Genomic DNA, 22,368 nt, shown 5'->3' with positions numbered 1-22,368 from the left:
CCGGAATAACGAGAGAACACGATGGAAAACGACGACACCCTGACCACTGAAAAAACCGTCACGCTGGATACCCCGCTGAAACGCGGCGATACCACACTGACTCACATCACGGTACGCAAACCCAGCGCCGGGGCGCTGCGCGGTACGCGCTTACAACCGCTGATGGAAATGGACGTCAACGCACTGACTGTTATTTTACCGCGTGTCACCACACCGGCATTAACCACAGCCGAGGTGATGGAACTGGACCCGGCAGACCTGATTAGCCTGTCAGTCGAGGTGGTCAGTTTTTTGTTGCCGAAGTCGGTCCGGTCCGATTCCCTGACGGACTGACGGTAGATGATTTGGTGGCGGACATTGCCACCGTGTTTCACTGGCCGCCTTCTGTCACACAGGACATGCCATTAACCGACGTACTGGAATGGCGGCACAAGGCAATCATCCGCAGCGGAGCCGGTGATGAGTGACAATAACCTGCGTTTGCAGGTCATCATGAATGCGGTCGATAAACTGACCCGCCCCTTCAAACAGGCACAGGCCAGCACCCAGAAGCTGGCCGCTGCCGTCAAAAAAAGCCAGGCCCAGTTGAAACAACTGGATAACCAGGCGGCGCGGATTGACGGTTTTCGTAAAACCAGTGCGCAAGCCGCTGTAGTCAGTCACAGCCTGAAGGCGGCACGGGAAGAAGCGGCGCGTCTTGCCAGACAGTTCGCCGCGACAGAAAAGCCTACTGCCCAGCAAACCCGGCTACTGGGTGCGGCGAAAAACCGCGTAAATGAATTACAGGGAAAATACAACGGTCTGCGCCTGTCCGTTCAGCGTCAGCGTGAGGCGCTGCATGCGTCTGGTCTGGACACCAAAAAGTTGAGCGACGCCCAACGGCAATTACGCCGTGATACACAATCGGTGACCAACGCGCTGACTCGCCAGCAACAAGCACTAAAGCGTGTGGGGGAGCGCCAGCAAAAACTGAATGCCATCAGAAGCCGGTATTCCAAAACGATAGAAACCCGCAATAAGCTGTCGGTAAAGGGTGCGGCCATCACCGGAGCGGGTGTCGGGATGCTTTACACGTCCAAGCGCACGATGGCACCCGGTTTTGACTTTGAGCAAGGGATGTCAAAAGTGCAAGCGCTGACCCGCCTGAAAAAAGCCGCACCAGAAATGGCCGCATTGCGCCAACAGGCGCGGCAGTTGGGCGCATCCACAGCGTTTACGGCCAATGATGTGGCACAAGGGCAGAGTTTCTACGCCATGGCGGGCTTTAACCCGGAACAGATACGCGGCGCCATGCCCGGCACACTGAACATGTCGCTGGCGGGAGATACCGATCTGGCAACCACCGCCAACATCGGCTCTAACATCTTGACCGGTTTCAAACTGCCCGCCAACCAAATGAGCCGGGTGGGCGACAGTCTGGTGGCCACATTTACCCGCTCCAATACCAATTTGCAGATGCTGGGTGAAACCATGAAGTATGTGGCACCCGTGGCGGCGACGCTGGGCGTGGATCTGGAAACCGCGTCAGCGGCGGCGGGCAAGCTGGGTGATGCGGGTATTCAGAGCAGCCAGGCAGGAACCTCACTCCGCGCTATTCTGGCGCGGCTGGCTTCGCCTCCCAAAGCGGCGGCGGAGGCACTGGCAGAACTGAACATCAAAACCAAAGACGCACGCGGCAACCTGCGCCCGTTAACGGATCTGCTGTCAGAAATGTACGCCCGCACTCAGAAAATGGGCAACGCCAAGCGGGCGTCCCTCTTTAAGCACATTGCCGGAGAGGAGGCATTTTCCGGATTGAGTGTCCTGGTTGAGCAGGCCGGGACAGGACAGTTGCAGAAACTGGTGGCCGAGGTGCGCGCCGCGCACGGCGAAGCTGAAAAAGTGGCGGGTACGATGACCGATAACCTCAGCGGCGATCTGAAAAGCTTTTCATCTGCCTGGGAGGATGTTGGCATCACGCTGTTTGACAGTGTTGACAGTCCACTGCGTGCCATCACCCATAGCGTCACCGCGCTAACGTCGAAAGTTGGCGGCTGGCTGACCCAACATCCCCAACTGACCCGTGTCATTACCGGTACGGTGTTGGCACTGGGCAGCTTCCTGACAATGATGGGAACCATCATCCTGAGTGTGGCGGCGATACTAGGCCCGATGGCGTTATTGCGTCTGAGCTGCAATGTCTTGGGGATCAGGGCCGTCAGTGCTTTCGGTCTTATCCGTGGTGCGCTTGGCATTGTGGGAAAAGCCGTCCTGTGGCTGGGACGGCTGATGATGGCTAATCCCATTCTGGCGATCATCAGCCTGATTGCCATGGGGGCGATTTATATCTGGCAACACTGGGACACGCTCGGCCCCAAATTCAAGGCGCTGTGGGATGCTATTTGCAACGCAACATCGGCGGCATGGGAATGGGTGAAAAACGCCATCAGTACTGCCTGGGAGGGTATCAAGTCTTACTTTCTCAACTACACCTTGCCGGGGCTGATTTATAAAAACTGGGATGCTATCAAGGCTGGCGTGTCAGAAGCCTGGGAAAACATCAAGAAAACCATCAGTGATCGCTGGAATGAGCTGGTTAGCACCGCTGAATCCATGCCTGCCCGGTTTCAGGAAGCGGGTTCCCAACTGATTGATGGACTGATGGCCGGTATCAATGAAAAATGGGAATTGTTGAAAACCAAACTGGCGTCATTGACTGACTACTTGCCGGACTGGATGAAACCCGATAGCAAGCAGATGCCATCCCTGCCCACCGTACCGGGTGCTGCCGGGGCCGGTTCGTCGGTATTAAATGACATCCCCCGGTTTGACACCGGTGGCGTTATCCCGTCCGGACGGATTGGCATTGTCGGGGAAAATGGCCCTGAAATCGTTAACGGCCCGGCGAGGATCACCAGCCGTCGCCGAACGGCTGCGCTGGCCGCCTCTGCCGCCATGATGCTAGGCGCGGCCGCGCAACCGGTAATGGCGCGTCCGCTGCATCCATTCAGCTTACCCACGAAAGAATACGCGGTGAGCCGGCCAGAACCTCGTCCTTCATCGCTGGCGCCGGTGTCTATTCACGCGCCGATCACTATCGTGACCCAGCCCGGACAGAATGCCACTGACATTGCCCGCGAAGTCGCCCGTCAATTAGATGAACGGGAACACCGCGCCCGCGCCAAATCACGCAGCAACTACCGCGATCAAGGGGGTATCGGATGATGATGGTGCTGGGGTTATTCGTCTTTACATTAAAGACCATCCCCTATCAGGAATTACAAAGGCAACGCTCATGGCGGCACCCCACCAATAACCGGGTTGGTTACCGTCCGGTGGCACAGTTTTTGGGGCCGGATAACGACACCATCACATTACAGGCGGTACTGTTGCCCCAGGTCACCGGCGGCAAACTCTCCCTGCTGGTACTCGAACAGATGGCCGAAACCGGTAAAGCCTGGGCGTTGCTGGAAGGTTCCGGCACCATTTACGGCATGTACGTGATTGAAAGCATGAGTGAAACCCGTAGCCAGTTTTTCAGCGACGGCAACGCCCGCCGGATTGAATTTACCCTGACGTTAAAACGCGTGGATGAATCACTGAATGCCATGCTGGGCGACCTGACGGAACAGCTTTCCACACTGAAAAACCAGGCAACGAGCTATCTCGGCCAGGCACAGACAACCCTGACCGGGGCACTCGACAGTGTGACGTCGGCAGTGAATGGGGTGCTGTCCTGATGGGCTGGTTAGCGGGTACGGAATTAACGCCGGATTACCGCATCCGCATTGGGAAAGATGACATTACCGCCACACTGGATAAGCGTCTGATGTCACTCACCATCACCGACAATCGCGGTTTTGAAGCCGATCAGCTGGATATTGAATTGGACGACGCCGACGGGCAATTGGCCTTGCCCCGGCGCGGGGCTGAAATCACCGTCTTTCTTGGCTGGAAAGGTGAACCCCTGCTGAAAAAGGGAACCTTTGTGGTGGATGAGATAGAGCATAGCGGTGCACCTGACCGGCTGACGCTACGCGCCCGCAGTGCAGATTTTCGGCAAACGCTGAACCTCAAGCGGGAACGCTCCTGGCACAAGACCACGGTCGGGGCCATGGTGAACGACATCGCCGCCCGGCATAAGCTGACTCCGGCACTGGACAGCGACACTGCTGCGCAGGAGGTTGACCATATTGACCAGACCAATGAGTCAGACTGCTCGTTTCTGATGCGCCTGGCGAAAGATCATGGCGCCATCGCCGCCGTCAAAGATGGCCATCTGCTGTTTTTGCGACAAGGCCAGGGAAAAACCGCCAGTGGTAAAGCGCTGCCCGTTGCCACCATCAGCCGCAAGGACGGCGACAGCCACCGTTTTACCCTGGCTGACCGTGGCGCCTACACCGGCGTCATGGCTCACTGGCTGCATACCCGAGATCTAAAGAAAAATCAGACCGTGAAGGTAAAACGTCGTCGCAAAACCACGACGGCAAAAAAGAAAACGCCGGAAGAAAAACAGGGAGAGTACCTGCTGGGAACAGATGAAAACGTGCTAGTTCTCAGCCGTACCTATTCCAACAAAGGAAATGCTGAACGGGCCGCAAAAATGCATTGGGAACGTATTCAGCGCGGGGTTGCGACATTCTCCATTGAACTGGCAAAAGGCCGGGCCGAGCTGTACCCGGAACTGCCAGTGAAAGTGACCGGGTTCAAGCGAGAAATCGACGCCGCCGACTGGACAATAGGCACAGTGACGCATTCGCTCAGTGACCGGGGGTTTACCACATCGCTGGATCTGGAGGTAAAAATTGATGAAGTTGAAATGGAATAAAAAATTAGATTTTATGTAATTTATTCTGCTGTATAATTAGCTTTATTCAAACAATGGCGTTATTTGTTGAGGATTATTGAAATGATGAAATGTCCTTTGTGCGGAAGTGCCGCACACACGCGATCATCTTATGAGGTGACGAGCACAACAAAGGAACGTTACAACCAGTGTACTAATATTAACTGCGGTCATACGTTTATCAGTCATGAAACCTATGTCCGTTCGATTTCGCGACCCGAAACTGTTCAGCCTGTTGCACCTCATCCGCAGGGGCGGCAGGCGGTGATGAACATCTGACCAATACAAACTGATTAACAGAAGGCCCGCATGCGGGCTTTTTTAGTAAATTGTCTGGGTTAATATCATATATCGGGGATTTGACCCGTTTCTAAAAAATCAATGAACTGCGATTCATCAATGATGATGACGCCTTTCATTCGTGCGGTGCTAACTTTTGTTGGCCCTGCGTTGTATCCACAGCACAGCATGTTGAGGTTTTGGGTTACTGAGCTTCGGATAATCAGCCCATATTCTGTTGCGATGCCTGCGAGCCTGTCTTTATCAGCTTTCTTAAATCCGGTGAAGCAGATATCGAACGTTTCTTTTTTGGGTGGTTTTGTAATGAGGTGTGCATAGTCATCGGGAGAATATTTACACACGGACTCAATCGCTAACGTTTCAGATTCAAACTGACAAATAACCCGATCTTTTCTGAAAGTTTTTAGTGTGTTGGATGCCTTGCAAATACCCTGAATATGGTTATCGCTGTAACTGATTTTTGTAACGGAATAGGCATCAATGTACCCCTTGGCATTTATATAGATGAAATGCATTTCTTCCATGAGTAGCACCTTCTGATTGAACGTTTTGCTGATTATCTGCGGTCCCGCGTGCAGGATTTTTGTTGGTTGAATTCAATATGCCTGAAAACCTGAGCGACACTTTTGAGACACTCGTGTGTAGAAACAAAAAAGCCACTTTCTGAGAAGTGGCTTAATGTGTTGATTTTACAGCTAAAATTTGGTGGCCCCTCCCCGGCTTGAACGGGGGACCAAGCGATTATGAGTCGCCTGCTCTAACCACTGAGCTAAGGGGCCAACGGCCGCTAATTATACGGTAATCCGGCAGGGGCGGTCTATAGCTGAGAGACCGTATGGCTGTTTTCTATCCAGACTAGCCTATTGTTATTGCTGCCAGAATTTGCCATAACACTTATAAACGATGTTAAAGGGCTAATAATGATTACGGATATTCTGGCTTTCAACCTGCATGTCGTATTTTGCGGTATCAACCCCGGTCTTTCCAGTGCACATCATGGCTATCATTTTGCCAATCCCAGTAATCGTTTCTGGCGAGTCATTTATCAGGCTGGATTTACTCAATGCTTGCTGAGACCAGAGGAAGAGACGCGACTGTTGGATACAGGTTGTGGTATTACGATGTTGGTGGAACGCCCAACGATTGAGGCGTCGGAGTTGGGGCGTCATGAGTTGAAGAAGGGTGGAGAGGCCCTGATAGATAAAATATTGCACTATCAGCCCCGTGCGTTGGCAGTATTGGGAAAACAGGCATTCAGTCAGGCTTTCAACTGCACTAAGGTGGCATGGGGCAAGCAGGATTTTTCGCTGGGGAAGACACATGTGTGGGTGTTACCTAATCCCAGTGGCCTCAATCGTGCGACAGTGGAATCACTGACAGCGGCTTATCGTGAATTGTATTGTGAGTTGCAATTGCATCAGCAATAAAAAAAACCCCGACGAATCGGGGTTTTTTTAACCAGAAGATGATTAATCATCTAGAAAACTGCGCAGTACTTCAGAACGACTGGGATGACGTAGTTTACGCAGTGCTTTCGCTTCAATCTGTCGAATACGTTCACGCGTAACATCAAACTGTTTACCCACTTCTTCCAATGTGTGGTCGGTGTTCATATCAATACCAAAGCGCATGCGCAATACTTTCGCTTCTCGGGCTGTCAGGCCGGCCAGCACATCATGTGTCGCTGAACGCAGACTTTCAGAGGTTGCGGAATCCAGCGGCAATTCCAGCGTGGTATCCTCAATGAAATCCCCAAGATGTGAATCTTCATCATCACCAATCGGTGTTTCCATCGAAATTGGCTCTTTAGCGATTTTCAGTACTTTGCGGATCTTGTCTTCCGGCATCAGCATACGTTCAGCCAGTTCTTCCGGAGTGGGTTCACGACCCATTTCTTGCAGCATCTGGCGTGAAATACGATTGAGTTTGTTGATGGTTTCAATCATATGTACCGGAATACGGATAGTCCGCGCTTGATCCGCAATAGAACGAGTGATCGCCTGACGGATCCACCAGGTAGCATAAGTTGAAAATTTATAACCACGACGATATTCAAACTTATCTACGGCTTTCATCAGACCGATATTTCCTTCCTGAATCAGGTCAAGGAACTGTAGGCCACGATTGGTGTATTTCTTGGCGATAGAAATAACCAGACGCAAGTTTGCCTCCACCATTTCTTTTTTTGCACGACGGGCTTTCGCTTCACCAATGGACATCCTGCGGTTGATGTCTTTCATTTGTTCAATGGTCAGCCCAGTTTCTTCTTCAATCATATGAAGTTTCTGCAAGCCGCGCTGTACATCTTCTTTCACGTCGTGCAGTTTTTCGGACCAGGGTTTACCCATTGCCATCGCGGCTGCAAACCATTTATTGTTGGTTTCATTGCCGGAAAACAGTGTGACGAAGTTTTTCTTCGGCATTTTGCTCTGCTCAACGCACAGCTTCATGATCAAGCGTTCTTGCGTACGCACACGATCCATCATTGAACGCATGCTGTTGACCAGCAGGTCAAACTGTTTTGGTACCAATCGAAATTGTTTGAAAACTTCAGACAGATTCAGAATTTCCGCACCAGCACTTGGATGACTGCGTCCGTGGGCTTTGATTGCCTTCCGGGTCGTCTCATGCTGCTCACGCAGTTCGGCGAATTTCTGACGGGCCAGCTCAGGGTCAATGCTGTTATCGTCCTCCTCTTCGTCATCATCCTCGTCTTCGTCGTCATCTATCTCATCGCTGGAAAGCTCAGAACCAACATGTGTTGCCGTTGGTGCCAGGTTTTCTTCCGCGTTTGGATCGACAAAGCCAGTGATCAAATCTGATAAACGGCTTTCACCTGCTTCAACACGATCGTATTGCTCCAGTAAATAGCTGATGGCTTCAGGGTACTCAGCAACGGAGCACTGTACCTGATTGATACCGTCTTCAATACGTTTGGCAATATCGATTTCACCTTCACGTGTCAAGAGTTCAACGGTACCCATTTCACGCATGTACATACGCACCGGATCGGTAGTACGTCCAATCTCGGATTCAACGCTGGATAACACTTGTGCTGCAGCCTCCGCTGCATCTTCGTCAGCAGTGTTTTCGGCTAACATAAGATCATCTGCATCCGGTGCTTCTTCCATCACCTGGATGCCCATGTCATTAATCATCTGGATGATGTCTTCGATCTGGTCGGAGTCGATGATATCTTCCGGCAGATGGTCATTGACCTCAGCATAGGTCAGGTAGCCTTGCTCCTTACCACGGGTGACAAGTAGCTTGAGCTGTGACTGCGGGTTTTGCTCCATAAGACGGTATCCACACTTCAGAGTATTTGGGTTGGTGTCGGTCGGCGGAAATCGCCAACAATAACATTAGGGGTATTTTTTCTTGTCGCCGCAGCCCCTGTCACGGCATTTTGTAGGGATAGTCCCTACTATTTATCGGCAATTAAGCCTCAGTAATCAGTTTTTTCTCGTTAAAGCCAGTTGCAATGACCAAAGTTCTTTTCGTTCTTTTACACTGAGCCCATGTGTTCTGTCGCGGGCAATCAGCGTATCCAGGCGCAGTTGCAGTAGTTGGTCGTAGAGCTCAGCCAAACTAATTCTGAATTTTTCTTCAAGCTCTTCCTCTACGATCATATGGTTCCAGGCAGCCATGGTTTCAAGCTGTTTTCGATATTTACTCTCTCGATACTTCTCTAGCAGCAGGCCGGTATTCAGACCTGGACTGTCATCACAGGTTTTTACCAACTCCAGAAATAGCTCCAGTCCCGCCACTTTGCTTTCTTCAATATCTTCCAGTGCCAACGTTGGCACTTCTGCGGAAAGACCGGGATTCTGAACTAAAAGTCCTATCAGTATACGCATAGTTGTGACTTTTAGCTGTGGGGGTTGATAGGATGTCTGTTCTGACATCTTTGGTAACAATCGGTCGAGCTGACTGTCATCCAGAATCCCCAGTTTGGTTCCCAATTGCTGACGCAAGTATAATCGCAACGTTTCACCAGGCACTTGACTAATCAAGGGTAGTACCAACGAACTTAGTTTTGTACGTCCATCCGGTGTACTCATGTCCACCTGGTGCTGTAGCGTTTCAAACAAAAAAACCGACAGTGGCATTGCCTGTTCAATCCGCAGTTCAAAGGCATCTTTGCCTTCCTGTCGAACCAGTGTGTCAGGATCTTCACCATCAGGTAAAAACATGAAGCGTAGCTGCCGACCATCATTTAAATAGGGTAGCGCGGTTTCCAGCGCTCGCCAGGCAGCTTCTCGTCCTGCTCTATCACCGTCATAACAGCAGATAACCTGATCGGTAGCTCTAAATAGTAACTGAATATGATCTGCTGTAGTGGCGGTTCCTAATGAAGCAACGGTGTAATCAATGCCGAATTGCGCCAAAGCGACAACATCCATATACCCTTCAACCACCAGTAATCGTTTCAATTCAGGGTATTTCTGTTGCGCCTCATACAGGCCGTACAATTGCCGACCTTTATGAAAAATTTCTGTCTCTGGTGAGTTCAAGTACTTGGGTAGACCATCGCCAAGAACTCGACCACCGAAAGCAATGACTCGGCCTCGTTTATCGCGGATAGGAAACATGACTCGCTCACGGAAACGGTCATAGGTCCGGCCTTGCTCGTTAGTCACCAGCATTCCTGCATCGTTCAGTGTACTTCTGTCATCGTTGCTACGCCCGAAGCGTTTTAGTGCGTTATCCCATCCTGGCAGGGCATAACCAATAGCGAAATGCCGGATGACCTCAGCACTCAATCCTCGTTTCGTCAGATACTGCATAGCAGAGGCGCCAGCGGGTTGATTCAGGTTCTGTTGGTAAAATGTATTTAATTGTTCCATCAGCCCATACAGGCTTTGCCGTTGATGGCGCTCAAATTGTGTAGGACCAGTTCCTGTTTCGTAGGGGACTTCCAGACCATACATGGTTGCCAATTCTTCAATACATTCAATGAATTCAAGGCGATCATAATTCATTAAAAAATCGATGGCGTTCCCATGCGCACCACAGCCAAAACAGTGATAGAACTGTTTGTCACCGTTAACTGTGAACGATGGGGTCTTCTCATGGTGGAACGGGCAACACGCATGGTAATTCTTGCCCTGCTTTTTTAGTTTTACGCGTGCGTCTATCAGGTCGATGATATCCGTGCGAGCCAGCAGGTCATTAATAAATGCGCGTGGAATGCGTCCAGCCATAAGCCCCTTATCTATAAGCTTATAAACGACAACAAGCCGCGCATTCCTTTCGGAAAGCACGGCCTTCGTATGCAACTGCTAAGTCTGCGGATTAATCACGCGATGGAGGCAATATCCTCCCAAAAATTAATACAGACGAGTGCGGCGTGCGTTTTCTCGAGCCAACTTCTTCGCGTGACGTTTCACAGCAGAAGCTTTAGCGCGCTTACGTTCGGTCGTCGGTTTTTCATAAAACTCACGGCGACGAACCTCAGCCAAAACACCTGCTTTCTCACAGGAACGCTTGAAGCGACGCAGAGCTACGTCGAACGGCTCGTTTTCACGTACTTTAATTACCGGCATGTGCCTCTCACCTCAATAAATTCGGTTTGCCGCTGGCCTTGTGCCAGCCTTTTCAAAATGGTGCGGAATTCTACTGCAACTATGGTGCTTTTGTAAAGCGCTGTGGTGATTATAAAACACGCAGGCTATGCATGCGCTTAAAATAGAAACGCTTATGGTAGACTATCCGCCGCATGAAGCAAGCTGCATCATCCAAAGGCAGCGTGTACCGTAATAGTGAGAGTGAAAACAGCAATGCGCGTATTGGGTATTGAAACATCCTGTGATGAAACTGGTGTCGCAATTTATGACACGCAAAAAGGGCTGCTTGCTAACCAGTTGTATAGCCAGATTAAGTTACATGCCGATTATGGTGGTGTAGTCCCAGAACTGGCGTCCCGAGATCATGTTCGTAAAACGGTGCCTTTGATTCAGGCGGCTTTGCACGAAGCAGGTTTGCAACAAGGTGACATTGATGGTGTGGCCTATACGGCGGGCCCTGGGCTGGTCGGTGCGCTTTTGGTCGGTGCCACAGTTGGACGCGCATTGGCTTTTGCATGGAACGTGCCTGCAATTCCTGTTCATCACATGGAAGGGCATTTACTTGCACCGATGCTAGAAGCCAGCCCTCCCGACTTTCCGTTTGTTGCTTTACTGGTTTCTGGTGGACATACCCAGTTAATCAGTGTGACGGGTATTGGAGAGTACCGATTGTTGGGTGAATCCGTTGACGATGCGGCGGGGGAGGCGTTTGATAAAACCGCAAAATTGCTGGGGTTGGATTATCCAGGTGGGCCATTGTTATCAAAAATGGCTCAGCATGGGCAGACAGGCAGATTCACATTCCCCCGCCCAATGACCGATCGCCCAGGATTGGATTTCAGCTTCTCCGGGTTAAAAACGTTTGCGGCCAACACTATTCGTGAGTATGGAAAAGATGCTCAGACTCAAGCAGATATCGCACGGGCCTTTGAGGATGCGGTCGTGGATACTCTGGCAATAAAATGTCGTCGTGCTTTGGATGAAACTGGGTTTACGCGGTTGGTCATGGCCGGTGGGGTCAGCGCCAATAATACGCTAAGGCAGCGCTTATCAGATATTATGGCAAAACGTGGTGGTGCGGTGTTTTATGCACGTCCAGAATTTTGCACCGATAATGGAGCCATGATTGCCTATGTGGGCACTATACGTTTGAAATGTGGCGGAACACAAACGCTAGGTGTGTCAGTTAGGCCTCGCTGGCCGTTGGCAGAATTGCCTACTATTGAGTGAAACGAGTGAGTAATTAGCCCCTTTATGTAAAGGAAGGGGCTATCGGCAAAACGGAATTACAATTCCTGCTCAAACAGCATTAAAATGGCTTCATAGAGCTGTTTAACGCTGAAGCTTCTGGCCGGTGTTGTAAAAATGGTATCATCACCGGCAATGGTGCCTAGAATCCCTTCTGATTTTCCCAGTGAATCGAGTAGACGAGCAATAAGCTGAGCGGCACCAGGACTGGTATGAATGACCACTACCGCGTCGTTATGATCGACATCCAGCACCAGGTTTTTCAAGGGGCTGCTTGTGGTAGGGACGCCAAGTTCGGCGGGCAGGCAATACACCATTTCCATTTTTGCATTGCGAGTACGGACTGCACCAAATTTAGTCAGCATGCGGGATACTTTAGATTGATTGATGTTTTCAAAACCATCATCCTGCAATGCTTGCACTATCTCACTTTGAGAACTGAATTTCTCTTCTTTCAGCAGCGCTTTGAACGCCTTAACCAAATCATCTTGTTTTGTTGAGTTACGCATTCTGCACCAGATAAAGCATGTGGGTCATGTCGATATTATGCATAAGAATGAATTTTTATGCAATGTGAATGCGTATAAAATCGCTATTATCTACAGGCACCTATCCCTTCAAAATTGAAAAATTTTTAGCTACCTGGCCAGTCAGAAAAATGTGCTCCTCGTCACATAAAAGTGAAGGAAATGTTATCAGAATGATGTTGTTTGGAGGCTGATGGTCGGTGTAATGTAACTGCCCAGTTAATCAGTCGTGGACTTATGCTGAGTCATCAATGCAATTATCCATAACTTTACTTACCTTTCAGATCCGAGGTGGATTTTAATTTATTATTAAATAGATGGCTGTTTTTGCAGCGATTGTTATTGCCCACTGATGGTAGGTTGATTGCTTTAACTTTTCTCACGAGCATGAAGTTTATAAAACTAAACAAATCCACGGCATTTATTACTTAACGATAATAAGGAGTTCAGGATGAAAGTTGCAGTTCTCGGAGCCGCAGGTGGTATCGGTCAAGCCCTTGCTCTTCTCCTCAAAACCCAGCTTCCTTCAGGTTCGGAATTATCCCTTTATGATATTGCCCCCGTAACGCCGGGTGTCGCTGTTGATCTAAGCCATATTCCAACTGCTGTGAAAATCAAAGGGTTTAGTGGTGAAGATGCCACTCCGGCTTTAGCAGGTGCTGACATTGTTTTGGTCTCTGCAGGGGTCGCACGTAAACCTGGTATGGATCGTTCGGATCTGTTTAATGTGAACGCGGGTATCGTTCGTAATCTGGTTGAGCAAATTGCACGTACTTGTCCTAAGGCCTGTATCGGTATTATTACGAACCCAGTGAATACGACCGTTGCTATTGCTGCTGAGGTATTGAAAAAAGCAGGAGTTTACGATAAGCGCAAACTGTTTGGCGTGACTACTCTGGATATTATTCGTTCCAGCACTTTCGTCGCTGAACTAAAAGGAAAGCAGCCACAAGAGATTAATGTGCCCGTTATTGGTGGCCACTCTGGTGTAACCATCCTTCCTCTTTTGTCTCAAATCCCCGGTATTAGCTTATCTGAGCAGGAAGTTGTTGATCTCACCAAGCGCATTCAGAATGCAGGTACAGAGGTTGTTGAGGCGAAAGCTGGTGGCGGCTCTGCGACCTTGTCAATGGGGCTGGCTGCTGCACGCTTCGGTTTGTCTTTGGTTCGAGCCATGTCGGGGGAAAGCGGTGTGGTTGAATGTGCTTATGTTGAAAGCGATGGTAAATACGCTCGTTTCTTTGCGCAACCATTACTGCTGGGTAAAGACGGTATTGCCGAATACAAGACTATCGGTTCCCTGAGCGCTTTTGAGCAGCAATCAATGAGTAGCATGCTGGATACACTGAATCATGATATTGCGCTGGGTGAATCCTTCGTTAATAAATAATTCATTCTTGAAATGATTTATGTGAATAAAGCCGGAGTTTGTTATCTCCGGCTTTTGTTTCGCTAATCATCGAGGGCGAATAAGTTTCTTTCGGTCGATCAATTCATTGGTATTAGGATCATAATAGCGACTCGGCCAAATTTCGGCGGGGTGAACACCCAATTTATCAGCAATCAGCCATTCCCCCTTGGGCCAGGGACGGGATAAGGCATTGGCGAGTGTCGATGAACTTAATCCGGCTGCACGGGAGACAGCGGCGAGCGTGGTCCCCTTCTTTCTCAACGCCGCTATGATATCAGCCGGATGCCAGTCATGTTTCCTTGAATTCATAATCCTTCCCTTATCGCTATAAGACGACAGCATATTAGTGGTATAAATAACAGTTCGTGGTGAATGACTTCATTAATAAGAAGTCATTATTTGGAAATAATATATCATCAATTTCCAATTTATTTCCAATTTATTTCCAAATGAACCTGCTTTTGTAACGAATAGCACTATCGGGATGAAAGGACATGAAAAAAGAGTGGTTTGCGACCAGCGAGTTGGTTGGTATTGGCGGACTCCCTAAATCACGGCAAGGATTGAATAAACGAGCCCGAGAAGATGGTTGGGAAAAGCGTCGCCGCAAAGGTGTTCAAGGAAGAGGAGTGGAATATTTCATTCATAGCCTGCCGCAACCTGTGCAGCATTCATTATTAATACAGGAGTCATCAGGAGAGTACGTGGTGAAGCAGCCCGACATGCTGGCTGTTTGGATACAGATATACCAGCAGCTTTCAGCATCAGAGCGGGAAAAGCTGATTGGTTATATTATGCGTGAAGGTGTCTCGGCAACGCTTAGGCATCTTGGCCTGCATACGTTGGATGCTGAGTCATCAATATCAGCAAAAGATTTTTCCGAGTAATGTTTTTCGCCATTCCTTATACCAAAGGAATGGCATCCATCAATGACAAATCTATTTTCTCCGTCTAATCGAAAAATAAGTTCGATACCTTTTCCTGCATTACGAATATTTCAGCCATTTCTGTAACGTCATACTGTTAGATGTTTTGGTAAAATTATTCTATTATGTGGAAACTTAATATGGAAACTGGTCATCATCAAGGAGTGTGAGGAAATAACTAATGGAACAGGGCAAAAATATGGAGATGGATAAAGAGTGGTTTTCGACTAATGAACTTTTGGGGATCGCAGGATTACCCAAATCTCGTCAAGGGCTTAATAAAAAGGCGAGGGATAACGGTTGGGAGAGACGTCGGCGAATAGGCATTCAGGGAAAAGGGGTCGAGTATGCGATCTGGAGTCTGCCAGAAGACGTGAAAAAGACCTTGATTCAAGAGACGCCGCCTGACTATATGGCACCACAACAACCAACATTATGGGCTGCATGGGTGCAAATTTTTCATCAACTTTCAGAGACAGAGCGTTCGCATTTGATAAATTATATCTTGCGTGAAGGGGTGTTAACTATGCTGTCCCAACTTGAGGGTAAAACGAAGAATGAGTCAACATAGCTAAGAATCCGGGATTGTGAAAACTAAAACTCCCGTTGAACGGCAATATGAGCCAACCCTTCAAGTGCAGAGCGAAAAGGTGTGTCAGGCAGACATTGTAGTGCACTGATGGCCTTGTCCGCTTCTTCTTCTGCTCGATGCCGTGTGTAAATGAGAGAACCATGCTGTTGCATGGTTGCAAGAACTGTTTCCAGTAGATGACGTCCATTGCCTTGCTCGATTGCCAGTCTAATCATGGCGCTCTGCTCTGGGTTACCATGATACATGGCATGCAATAAAGGCAGAGTGGGTTTCCCTTCGTTCAAGTCGTCACCGGTATTTTTTCCCAGGGTTTTTCCGTCGGCGCTGTAATCCAGTAGATCGTCAATCAGTTGGAAAGCTGTTCCAAGATAGCGACCATAATCCTGTAATGCATTTTCCTGCTCGGCCGTAGCGTCAGCAAGAATGGCAGCCGATTGAGATGCGGCTTCAAAAAGACGAGCCGTTTTGCTGTAAATCACATGCATATAGCTCTCTTCGGTGATATCTGGATCATTACAGTTCATCAGTTGCAGGACTTCACCTTCAGCAATCACATTAACCGCATCTGACATCAGGCCCAGAACACGCCAGGAGTTGATGCTTGTCATCATCTGGAAAGCGCGAGTATAAATGAAGTCACCAACCAGCACGCTGGCGGCGTTACCAAATGTAGCATTGGCGGTAGCTTTTCCTCGGCGCATGTCCGATTCATCGACGACATCATCATGTAATAAAGTCGCGGTATGGATGAACTCAATCAAGGCAGCCACAGTCGTATGTTTGTCACCTTGATAATTTAGTGCCCTGGCAGCCAATACAGCGATCATTGGCCGGATTCGTTTACCACCACCACTAATAATGTAGTGGCCCAGTTGGTTGATAAGGATTACATCCGAGTTCAATTGTTCAAGTATGGTCTTATTGACGGCGGCCATATCCTGAGCGGTTAATGCTGTGATTTGTTCTAGATTCATTAGTCTGCCAGCTGGTTTCTTCAACATCGCCGTAAGATTGCTGTTTATCGGCATTTAAATGGGACTGTGTAAATGATTGTACTTGAAAAATGACGTAGATAAATGGCAGTTAGTGGGTTGTATCCTTTTTCTTCATATTGGTTGATTCTGCTCTTGTCATGAGGGGGTTTTTTGCGTAGAATTCGCGCCCTATTATGAATATTTATAGTGCGCTCTGAGTAAATCAATATAGGGTGCGCGGAAAGCGGAGTTTTATATGTACGCAGTTTTCCAAAGTGGTGGTAAACAACACCGAGTAAGCGAAGGTCAAACCGTTCGCTTGGAAAAGCTGGACATCGCAACTGGTGAAGCTGTTGAGTTTGACCAGGTTTTGATGGTTGCCAATGGTGAAGAAATCAAAATCGGCGTTCCTTTCGTCGATGGCGGTAAGATCAAAGCTGAAGTAGTTGCTCATGGTCGTGGTGAGAAAGTTAAGATTGTTAAATTTCGTCGCCGTAAACACTATCGTAAGCAAGCGGGCCATCGTCAGTGGTTTACTGACGTGAAAATCACCGGCATCAGCGCTTAAGTTTTAGGAGAGCGGATTAATGGCACATAAGAAAGCTGGCGGTTCAACTCGTAACGGCCGTGACTCAGAAAGTAAACGTCTTGGCGTAAAACGTTTTGGTGGTGAATCAGTCCTGGCTGGCAGCATTATTGTTCGTCAGCGTGGTACCAAATTTCATGCTGGAAGTAATGTAGGTTGCGGCAGAGACCACACCCTATTTGCTAAGTCTACCGGCAAAGTGAAATTTGAAGTTAAAGGTCCGAAGAATCGTAAATATATAAGCATCGTTGCTGAATAATTATACAGTTCAGGTCCATTGACTTAAGCCCTGCAATTCGTTGCAGGGCTTTTTACATTCTGATAGAGCAGTATCACTGCATGGGTTGAATTATGAAACAGAATGCTGGCATCGGATTTTGTTTGGCGTTAACCACCGCGATATGTTGGGGAGCCTTACCAATTGCGATGAAACAGGTTCTGGCGGTCATGGAACCCTACACCATTGTATGGTACCGGTTTGTTATTGCTTTGGTGGGGTTGGGGATTGTGCTTTACTCCAAGGGCATGCTACCCAGGAGACGAGTTTTCCGCCACCGGCGTTGGTGGATTTTGTTGCTTATTGCCAGTTGTGGATTACTGGGTAATTTTGTCTTGTTTAGTTCGTCATTGCAGTATTTAAGTCCAACGGCATCTCAGGTGATAGGGCAGCTTTCTCCTGTAGGTATGATGTTTGCCAGTGTACTTATATTAAAAGAAAAAATGAGATTTACGCAGACAATTGGGGCAGCGATTTTACTTTGTGGGTTGGTGATGTTTTTTAATACCAGTCTGACTGAGATTTTTACCCGCCTGACTGATTATACCTTAGGTGTCTTGCTTGGCGTTGGCGCGGCTGCTGCATGGGTTTCTTATGGTGTAGCGCAAAAGGTCCTGCTACAGCGTCTGACATCACCGCAAATTCTGCTTTTGCTTTATGCGCTTTGTGTCTTATTTATTACACCGTTGGCGAAGCCTGAGGTGATTTTCCAATTGAGTAGATGGCAGCTTATTTGTCTGTTGTTCTGTGGTGCAAATACGTTGATTGGTTACGGTGCGTTGGCTGAGGCCATGGCACGCTGGCAAGCTGCTCGGGTGAGTGCCATCATTACATTAACCCCTTTGTTTACCTTATTATTTTCTGAACTATTGTCATCGGTCTGGCCGACAACATTTGATGTGCCGGTGCTTAATTTGTTGGGTTATATCGGTGCTTTTGTGGTTGTATCTGGTGCCATGTTCTCAGCCATTGGACATCGTATGATCTCATCAAGGAAACCATCAGGCCCGGTAGTGTAAAAGCAACTGAGCTGAAGACGCTGTCGGTATTTATTATTGACATTGAATCCTTGCTGTTTATTTTTAATACAGATGAAATCCTTGAAGTAAGCGGGTACAATCAGCACCCTTTACCGAAATGGTTCTAACGCGTCGGTTTTTAATGATGTATGTTTTACATATATAAATAAGATGGTTACGCCAAATAGAACCAATAATTGCTGAAGCAGATAGAGTGTTTTTCTATTGGTTTTTGCGGAGACAGTAAATGAAGTTTGTAGATGAGGCCACAATTCTGGTTGTGGCAGGCGATGGTGGCAATGGTTGTGTCAGCTTTCGTCGAGAAAAATATATTCCTAATGGCGGACCGGACGGCGGTGACGGCGGTGACGGCGGTGACGTTTACCTGGTTGCAGATGAAAATCTGAATACCTTGATCGACTATCGCTTTGAAAAATCATTTCGGGCTGAACGTGGACAGAATGGTCAGAGCCGGGATTGTACTGGCAAGCGTGGCAAAGATATTACCGTGAAAGTTCCTGTCGGAACTCGTATCCAGGATAAAGGAACGGGAGAGGTGCTGGGTGATATGACCCGTCACCAGCAGCGTCTGATGGTAGCGAAGGGAGGGTGGCACGGGCTGGGTAATACTCGTTTTAAATCATCAGTTAATCGGGCGCCCCGTCAAAAAACCAGCGGTACTCTGGGTGAAGAACGTGAATTGATGCTGGAACTACTTTTGTTGGCGGATGTTGGTATGTTGGGGCTACCCAATGCCGGTAAGTCTACATTTATCCGTGCTGTTTCTGCAGCGAAACCTAAAGTCGCTGATTATCCATTCACTACGTTGGTCCCGAGTCTGGGTGTGGTGCGTATGGATAGCGAACAAAGTTTCGTGGTGGCGGACATTCCGGGTCTGATCGAAGGCGCTTCGGATGGTGCTGGCCTGGGGATCCGTTTCCTTAAGCATCTGGAGCGTTGCCGCGTTCTGCTGCATTTGATCGATCTGGCGCCGATAGATGAATCTGATCCGATTGAAAATGCCCGGATTATCGTGAATGAACTTCAGCAGTACAGTGCTGCACTGGCAGAAAAACCGCGTTGGTTGGTTTTTAATAAAGTTGATCTTCTGGATAAGGTTGAGGCTGAAAGGCTAGCTAAAGAAATTGCTGAATCTATGAGCTGGGAAGGGAAATATTATCTGATTTCTGCAGCTAGCCGTGAAGGTGTTAATGCACTGTGTTGGGATGTGATGAATTTTCTCAATACACAGCCTAAGGCATTGGCTGCTACAGAAGAAGCGACTTCTGAAAAAGTAGAGTTCATGTGGGATGACTATCATCGTGAACAACTTGAGGCTGCCAAAGCGGAAGCTGAAGATGATTGGGATGAAGGTGACGACGAAGGCGTTGAAATCATTTATCACAAATGATTACCGACGAAATTCTCGTTAATGAATTTGCTTGTGATTTGTTGATTTTTCCCTTATCTGCGCAGGTAGATAAGGGAATTTTTTAAGTAAGATAAATGGTTAGTTGTTTTGATAGATATCTTTATACAGATGGCTTTCAAAACGAACGAGAGGAATGCGTCGGGATTTCTGATCTTTCGGCGGAACTGCATAACCGGAAATGTATTGCACAAAAGCCATGTGTTGTCCGCTGGCGGTAGTAATAAACCCAGCCAGATTATAGACGCCTTGTAATGACCCGGTTTTCGCGGAAACTTTTCCGTCAACTCCAGCCTCATGTAAACCAGCGCGATAGCGTAATGTGCCATCGTATCCCGCCAGTGGCAGCATCTTGATATAATTCAGTTCGCTATCATGCTGAGCGATATATTGCAGTACCTGCATCATCGTGACCGGTGCTATTAGGTCATGTCGTGATAATCCGGAACCATCCACAATAATACTGTTATTTAAATCGATTCCGGCTTTTTGCAGCAGGACTTGACGTACTGCATCAGCCCCTGCTCGCCAAGTGCCCGGTACTTTAAAACGCTCATGACCAATAGTCCGAAAGACAGTATCCGCGATCATATTGTCTGACTTCTTGAGCATAGTTGTCAGTAATTCATGTAGGGGCTCTGATTGTGTTTGGGCCAGAATGGTTCCCGCGGGGTTCGGCTGAGTTTGGCGATGTAGGTTACCGTTAATGCGAATGCCGGCCTGCAGCAACTCATCTTTCACAATGGCCCCTGCATAGCTTGCGCCATCCTGAATGGCAAACGCCAGCGGCAGCGGTTCCGCTCGCTGTGTCAGACATCCGGTCAGCGTAAAACGATTTAATTCACCGGGCACGACATCCAGTTCGCAATATTTCGCATCAGGAGAGCCTTTAGCCAGCGTTCTGACTTCACTGAACATGTGTACCGGATAATATGAGGCTACGCGAATAAAAGCGTTGTCACCTGGTCGGGGGGCACTGTAAAGCGAAACAGAAAAGCAGTTACGATCAACAATGGCAGCGCCAGGCGGTGCACTGAAGCATTGCGTCATATCATTCCAGGGCCAACCTGGTGCTTTGTCATGACTGGCAAAAATGGAAGTATCAATCAGCACATCACCAGAAATTCCGTAGATTCCACGTTTTTTCAGATTTTGCACCATATCGCGTATTTCCTGGCGAGTTAACGTAGGATCTCCACTGAAACGAATAATCAGATTACCCCTTAGAACACCGTTGGTTACTGCGCCGTGACTTTCCATCGTGGTAATAAACCGATAATCGGGACCTAACTGAAGCAATGCCGCCAGTGCGGTAATGATTTTTTGTGTACTGGCCGGTAATGACATCTGCTGACTGTGGTAGTCAATCACTGGTGTCGATGCCCCGATTTTTTGCACAATCAGCGCCAGATTGGCGCCACTGGGCAAATATTGTATATGATTCTCTATGGGAGCAGCGTTGGCATGCAGAATAAAAGCACAGGTAAGTCCAGCAACAATCGATGAAAAACGCATAATCTCAGCTAAGAACAGGGTAACGTGTGGTCATACTACGGCGCAATAAGGGTTAAAGTAAACGATGACCCTTGTGGAACTCTAGGGTAAAATACGTATCAAAATGCAACATGGTGTCTAACCTGGAAGTTTTGTTCTGGGCTAGGGCGCTTTTGCTTGCCTTAATTGTCAGGGAACACTGGCTACAGACACTCCGTCGCAGTTGATTGTATAGCGCCAGGATGATGGCTATTTGATTTGTACGGATTTTTTAGAGGTATTGACAATATGAAACAATTTCCGATGACGTTGCGTGGTGCCGAAAAATTACGCGAAGAACTGGAATATTTGAAAAGTGTTCGTCGTCCTGAAATTATTTCAGCGATTGCGGAAGCTCGTGCACACGGTGATTTGAAGGAAAATGCTGAATATCATGCGGCACGTGAACAGCAAGGTTTCTGTGAAGGTCGTATTCAGGAAATTGAAGCCAAGCTTTCCAACGCACAGGTGATTGATATCACTAAAATGGCTGCCAATAATGGCCGTGTGATTTTTGGTGCAACAGTGAGCGTAATGAACCTGGACAGTGAGGAGGAACAGACCTATCGAATTGTGGGTGATGATGAGGCCGATTTTAGACAAAACCTCATTTCTGTGAATTCTCCTATTGCTCGAGGCCTCATTGGTAAGGAAAAGGACGATATTGTCACAATCCGTACCCCCGGTGGGGATGTGGAATTTGAAATTCTGAATGTTAAATATATTTAATTCTTGCAGATCTGATGGTTAAATCGATAAAGTTTGTAAAGAAAAAGGCCGTTTACGGCCTTTTCTCGCACCCACGGTCATGGCACTTTGCTGTGAAAACAAGGTGACCTGAACCTAAAAGTGTTATCGTGGCAACACTATTCTGCGTTCTTTTGCAGCACGATAGAGTACTAAAGTGTGACCAATAACCTGTACATTACTGGCGCGGGTTTCTCTCAGGATGGCATCGACGATCAAACCTTTGGTTTCACGATCCTCCGTAGCAATTTTTACTTTGATCAGTTCGTGGTGTTCTAAAGCTTGTTCGATCTCAGCCAGGACACCTTCAGTAAGGCCATTATTGCCTAACATTACGACTGGCTTTAACGGATGTGCCAGACCTTTTAGGTGCTGTTTTTGTTTATTACTTAGATTCATTGTCTTTT

Annotated in this window: 25 protein-coding genes and 1 tRNA gene; 16 read left to right on the top strand and 10 right to left on the bottom strand. The window is 48.2% G+C overall.

Annotated elements, in window-relative coordinates; translation table 11 throughout:
- The first annotated feature begins 21 nt into the window (after window positions 1-21).
- The 6 genes from RS889_RS19995 to RS889_RS19970 all read left to right on the top strand — a co-directional run bounded on the left by RS889_RS19995 (window position 22) and on the right by RS889_RS19970 (window position 5,104).
- Entirely contained in the window at window positions 22-333 is a 312-nt protein-coding gene (locus RS889_RS19995) for a phage tail assembly protein (RefSeq protein WP_290180258.1), read from the top strand.
- 14 nt (window positions 334-347) lie between these two features.
- The gene (locus RS889_RS19990) at window positions 348-467 is read left to right on the top strand and encodes a GpE family phage tail protein (RefSeq protein WP_290183047.1); all 120 of its coding nucleotides are present in this window, start codon (window positions 348-350) and stop codon (window positions 465-467) included.
- On the top strand, window positions 460-3,204 hold the full coding sequence (locus tag RS889_RS19985; protein ID WP_315708481.1) for a phage tail tape measure protein: 2,745 nt from the start codon (window positions 460-462) through the stop codon (window positions 3,202-3,204). The genes RS889_RS19990 and RS889_RS19985 overlap by 8 nt, the downstream gene beginning before the upstream one ends.
- Window positions 3,201-3,719 (top strand): phage tail protein, encoded by a 519-nt coding sequence (locus tag RS889_RS19980; protein WP_290180260.1) that lies wholly within the window; start codon window positions 3,201-3,203, stop codon window positions 3,717-3,719. Before RS889_RS19985 ends, RS889_RS19980 begins: the two co-directional genes overlap by 4 nt.
- Window positions 3,719-4,807, top strand: a complete 1,089-nt coding sequence (locus RS889_RS19975) for a phage late control D family protein (RefSeq protein WP_315708480.1) — start codon at window positions 3,719-3,721, stop codon at window positions 4,805-4,807. The genes RS889_RS19980 and RS889_RS19975 overlap by 1 nt, the downstream gene beginning before the upstream one ends.
- Before the next feature lie 81 nt (window positions 4,808-4,888).
- Window positions 4,889-5,104 carry an ogr/Delta-like zinc finger family protein gene (locus RS889_RS19970; RefSeq protein ID WP_290181544.1) on the top strand — a complete coding sequence of 72 codons (216 nt, stop codon included), beginning with the start codon at window positions 4,889-4,891 and terminating at the stop codon, window positions 5,102-5,104.
- A 65-nt stretch (window positions 5,105-5,169) separates the two neighbouring features.
- On the opposite strand, the gene RS889_RS19965 is transcribed toward RS889_RS19970, so the two are convergent.
- On the bottom strand, window positions 5,170-5,649 hold the full coding sequence (locus RS889_RS19965; RefSeq protein ID WP_315708479.1) for a BRCT domain-containing protein: 480 nt from the start codon (window positions 5,647-5,649) through the stop codon (window positions 5,170-5,172).
- Between the two features lie 179 nt (window positions 5,650-5,828).
- Window positions 5,829-5,904, bottom strand: a tRNA-Ile gene (locus RS889_RS19960).
- Window positions 5,905-6,045: 141 nt separating this feature from the next.
- Between RS889_RS19960 and mug the strand changes: the two genes are divergently transcribed.
- On the top strand, window positions 6,046-6,552 hold the full coding sequence (mug, locus tag RS889_RS19955) for a G/U mismatch-specific DNA glycosylase (RefSeq protein ID WP_315708478.1): 507 nt from the start codon (window positions 6,046-6,048) through the stop codon (window positions 6,550-6,552).
- Window positions 6,553-6,594: 42 nt separating this feature from the next.
- On the opposite strand, the gene rpoD is transcribed toward mug, so the two are convergent.
- From rpoD to rpsU, 3 genes are all read right to left on the bottom strand, one after another.
- Window positions 6,595-8,421 carry an RNA polymerase sigma factor RpoD gene (gene rpoD / locus RS889_RS19950; protein WP_021014352.1) on the bottom strand — a complete coding sequence of 609 codons (1,827 nt, stop codon included), beginning with the start codon at window positions 8,419-8,421 and terminating at the stop codon, window positions 6,595-6,597.
- 156 nt (window positions 8,422-8,577) lie between these two features.
- Window positions 8,578-10,329, bottom strand: a complete 1,752-nt coding sequence (dnaG, locus tag RS889_RS19945) for a DNA primase (protein WP_021014353.1) — start codon at window positions 10,327-10,329, stop codon at window positions 8,578-8,580.
- Window positions 10,330-10,455: 126 nt separating this feature from the next.
- Window positions 10,456-10,671 carry a 30S ribosomal protein S21 gene (rpsU, locus tag RS889_RS19940; RefSeq protein ID WP_001144069.1) on the bottom strand — a complete coding sequence of 72 codons (216 nt, stop codon included), beginning with the start codon at window positions 10,669-10,671 and terminating at the stop codon, window positions 10,456-10,458.
- A gap of 234 nt (window positions 10,672-10,905) precedes the next feature.
- Here rpsU and tsaD point away from each other — a divergent pair, with 234 nt between their 5' ends.
- Window positions 10,906-11,922, top strand: a complete 1,017-nt coding sequence (tsaD, locus tag RS889_RS19935; protein ID WP_315708477.1) for a tRNA (adenosine(37)-N6)-threonylcarbamoyltransferase complex transferase subunit TsaD — start codon at window positions 10,906-10,908, stop codon at window positions 11,920-11,922.
- Window positions 11,923-11,978: 56 nt separating this feature from the next.
- Here the strand turns inward: tsaD and argR are convergent, their stop codons facing one another.
- Window positions 11,979-12,449: a transcriptional regulator ArgR gene (gene argR, locus RS889_RS19930; protein ID WP_021014355.1), complete on the bottom strand. Its 471-nt coding sequence runs from the start codon at window positions 12,447-12,449 to the stop codon at window positions 11,979-11,981.
- A gap of 469 nt (window positions 12,450-12,918) precedes the next feature.
- Between argR and mdh the strand changes: the two genes are divergently transcribed.
- The gene (mdh, locus tag RS889_RS19925; RefSeq protein ID WP_315708476.1) at window positions 12,919-13,857 is read left to right on the top strand and encodes a malate dehydrogenase; all 939 of its coding nucleotides are present in this window, start codon (window positions 12,919-12,921) and stop codon (window positions 13,855-13,857) included.
- Window positions 13,858-13,923: 66 nt separating this feature from the next.
- Here mdh and RS889_RS19920 read toward each other — a convergent pair whose 3' ends face one another.
- Window positions 13,924-14,187 carry a helix-turn-helix domain-containing protein gene (locus RS889_RS19920; protein ID WP_021014357.1) on the bottom strand — a complete coding sequence of 88 codons (264 nt, stop codon included), beginning with the start codon at window positions 14,185-14,187 and terminating at the stop codon, window positions 13,924-13,926.
- Between the two features lie 185 nt (window positions 14,188-14,372).
- Between RS889_RS19920 and RS889_RS19915 the strand changes: the two genes are divergently transcribed.
- Entirely contained in the window at window positions 14,373-14,765 is a 393-nt protein-coding gene (locus tag RS889_RS19915; protein ID WP_021014358.1) for a DNA-binding protein, read from the top strand.
- Window positions 14,766-15,009: 244 nt separating this feature from the next.
- On the top strand, window positions 15,010-15,375 hold the full coding sequence (locus RS889_RS19910; protein ID WP_315711128.1) for a DNA-binding protein: 366 nt from the start codon (window positions 15,010-15,012) through the stop codon (window positions 15,373-15,375).
- Window positions 15,376-15,398: 23 nt separating this feature from the next.
- Here RS889_RS19910 and ispB read toward each other — a convergent pair whose 3' ends face one another.
- Window positions 15,399-16,370: an octaprenyl diphosphate synthase gene (ispB, locus tag RS889_RS19905; protein ID WP_037380546.1), complete on the bottom strand. Its 972-nt coding sequence runs from the start codon at window positions 16,368-16,370 to the stop codon at window positions 15,399-15,401.
- 256 nt (window positions 16,371-16,626) lie between these two features.
- Here ispB and rplU point away from each other — a divergent pair, with 256 nt between their 5' ends.
- The 4 genes from rplU (at window position 16,627) to cgtA (ending at window position 19,663) form a co-directional block, all read left to right on the top strand.
- A complete protein-coding gene (rplU, locus tag RS889_RS19900) occupies window positions 16,627-16,938 on the top strand; it encodes a 50S ribosomal protein L21 (protein WP_010283026.1) in 312 nt (103 codons plus the stop codon).
- A gap of 19 nt (window positions 16,939-16,957) precedes the next feature.
- A complete protein-coding gene (gene rpmA, locus RS889_RS19895; protein ID WP_021014361.1) occupies window positions 16,958-17,215 on the top strand; it encodes a 50S ribosomal protein L27 in 258 nt (85 codons plus the stop codon).
- A 92-nt stretch (window positions 17,216-17,307) separates the two neighbouring features.
- Window positions 17,308-18,252: a DMT family transporter gene (locus RS889_RS19890; protein WP_021014362.1), complete on the top strand. Its 945-nt coding sequence runs from the start codon at window positions 17,308-17,310 to the stop codon at window positions 18,250-18,252.
- 247 nt (window positions 18,253-18,499) lie between these two features.
- Complete coding sequence (gene cgtA, locus RS889_RS19885; RefSeq protein WP_315708475.1) at window positions 18,500-19,663, top strand: Obg family GTPase CgtA; 1,164 nt, start codon at window positions 18,500-18,502, stop codon at window positions 19,661-19,663.
- Between the two features lie 99 nt (window positions 19,664-19,762).
- Here cgtA and dacB read toward each other — a convergent pair whose 3' ends face one another.
- The gene (dacB, locus tag RS889_RS19880) at window positions 19,763-21,196 is read right to left on the bottom strand and encodes a serine-type D-Ala-D-Ala carboxypeptidase (protein WP_315708474.1); all 1,434 of its coding nucleotides are present in this window, start codon (window positions 21,194-21,196) and stop codon (window positions 19,763-19,765) included.
- A gap of 267 nt (window positions 21,197-21,463) precedes the next feature.
- On the opposite strand from dacB, the gene greA reads away from it, so the two are divergent.
- The gene (greA, locus tag RS889_RS19875) at window positions 21,464-21,943 is read left to right on the top strand and encodes a transcription elongation factor GreA (protein WP_021014365.1); all 480 of its coding nucleotides are present in this window, start codon (window positions 21,464-21,466) and stop codon (window positions 21,941-21,943) included.
- 123 nt (window positions 21,944-22,066) lie between these two features.
- On the opposite strand, the gene yhbY is transcribed toward greA, so the two are convergent.
- Window positions 22,067-22,360 (bottom strand): ribosome assembly RNA-binding protein YhbY, encoded by a 294-nt coding sequence (yhbY, locus tag RS889_RS19870; protein ID WP_021014366.1) that lies wholly within the window; start codon window positions 22,358-22,360, stop codon window positions 22,067-22,069.
- Window positions 22,361-22,368: the final 8 nt, after the last annotated feature.

The sequence above is a fragment of the Brenneria uluponensis genome, assembly GCF_032395385.1.
In the GTDB taxonomy this organism is placed as follows: Bacteria; Pseudomonadota; Gammaproteobacteria; order Enterobacterales; family Enterobacteriaceae; genus Prodigiosinella; species Prodigiosinella aquatilis.
The sequence above is the reverse complement of the archived record's forward strand: the minus strand, read 5'-3'. Positions and strand labels throughout refer to the sequence as shown.

Bases quoted from the DNA above. Each gene is read 5' to 3' on its own strand.
- RS889_RS19995 (WP_290180258.1), top strand. From the start codon at position 22: ATGGAAAACGACGACACCCTGACCACTGAAAAAACCGTCACGCTGGAT.
- RS889_RS19985 (WP_315708481.1), top strand. From the start codon at position 460: ATGAGTGACAATAACCTGCGTTTGCAGGTCATCATGAATGCGGTCGAT.
- RS889_RS19980 (WP_290180260.1), top strand. From the start codon at position 3,201: ATGATGATGGTGCTGGGGTTATTCGTCTTTACATTAAAGACCATCCCC.
- RS889_RS19975 (WP_315708480.1), top strand. From the start codon at position 3,719: ATGGGCTGGTTAGCGGGTACGGAATTAACGCCGGATTACCGCATCCGC.
- RS889_RS19970 (WP_290181544.1), top strand. From the start codon at position 4,889: ATGATGAAATGTCCTTTGTGCGGAAGTGCCGCACACACGCGATCATCT.
- RS889_RS19965 (WP_315708479.1), bottom strand. From the start codon at position 5,649: ATGGAAGAAATGCATTTCATCTATATAAATGCCAAGGGGTACATTGAT.
- mug (WP_315708478.1), top strand. From the start codon at position 6,046: ATGATTACGGATATTCTGGCTTTCAACCTGCATGTCGTATTTTGCGGT.
- rpoD (WP_021014352.1), bottom strand. From the start codon at position 8,421: ATGGAGCAAAACCCGCAGTCACAGCTCAAGCTACTTGTCACCCGTGGT.
- dnaG (WP_021014353.1), bottom strand. From the start codon at position 10,329: ATGGCTGGACGCATTCCACGCGCATTTATTAATGACCTGCTGGCTCGC.
- rpsU (WP_001144069.1), bottom strand. From the start codon at position 10,671: ATGCCGGTAATTAAAGTACGTGAAAACGAGCCGTTCGACGTAGCTCTG.
- tsaD (WP_315708477.1), top strand. From the start codon at position 10,906: ATGCGCGTATTGGGTATTGAAACATCCTGTGATGAAACTGGTGTCGCA.
- argR (WP_021014355.1), bottom strand. From the start codon at position 12,449: ATGCGTAACTCAACAAAACAAGATGATTTGGTTAAGGCGTTCAAAGCG.
- mdh (WP_315708476.1), top strand. From the start codon at position 12,919: ATGAAAGTTGCAGTTCTCGGAGCCGCAGGTGGTATCGGTCAAGCCCTT.
- RS889_RS19920 (WP_021014357.1), bottom strand. From the start codon at position 14,187: ATGAATTCAAGGAAACATGACTGGCATCCGGCTGATATCATAGCGGCG.
- RS889_RS19915 (WP_021014358.1), top strand. From the start codon at position 14,373: ATGAAAAAAGAGTGGTTTGCGACCAGCGAGTTGGTTGGTATTGGCGGA.
- RS889_RS19910 (WP_315711128.1), top strand. From the start codon at position 15,010: ATGGATAAAGAGTGGTTTTCGACTAATGAACTTTTGGGGATCGCAGGA.
- ispB (WP_037380546.1), bottom strand. From the start codon at position 16,370: ATGAATCTAGAACAAATCACAGCATTAACCGCTCAGGATATGGCCGCC.
- rplU (WP_010283026.1), top strand. From the start codon at position 16,627: ATGTACGCAGTTTTCCAAAGTGGTGGTAAACAACACCGAGTAAGCGAA.
- rpmA (WP_021014361.1), top strand. From the start codon at position 16,958: ATGGCACATAAGAAAGCTGGCGGTTCAACTCGTAACGGCCGTGACTCA.
- RS889_RS19890 (WP_021014362.1), top strand. From the start codon at position 17,308: ATGAAACAGAATGCTGGCATCGGATTTTGTTTGGCGTTAACCACCGCG.
- cgtA (WP_315708475.1), top strand. From the start codon at position 18,500: ATGAAGTTTGTAGATGAGGCCACAATTCTGGTTGTGGCAGGCGATGGT.
- dacB (WP_315708474.1), bottom strand. From the start codon at position 21,196: ATGCGTTTTTCATCGATTGTTGCTGGACTTACCTGTGCTTTTATTCTG.
- greA (WP_021014365.1), top strand. From the start codon at position 21,464: ATGAAACAATTTCCGATGACGTTGCGTGGTGCCGAAAAATTACGCGAA.
- yhbY (WP_021014366.1), bottom strand. From the start codon at position 22,360: ATGAATCTAAGTAATAAACAAAAACAGCACCTAAAAGGTCTGGCACAT.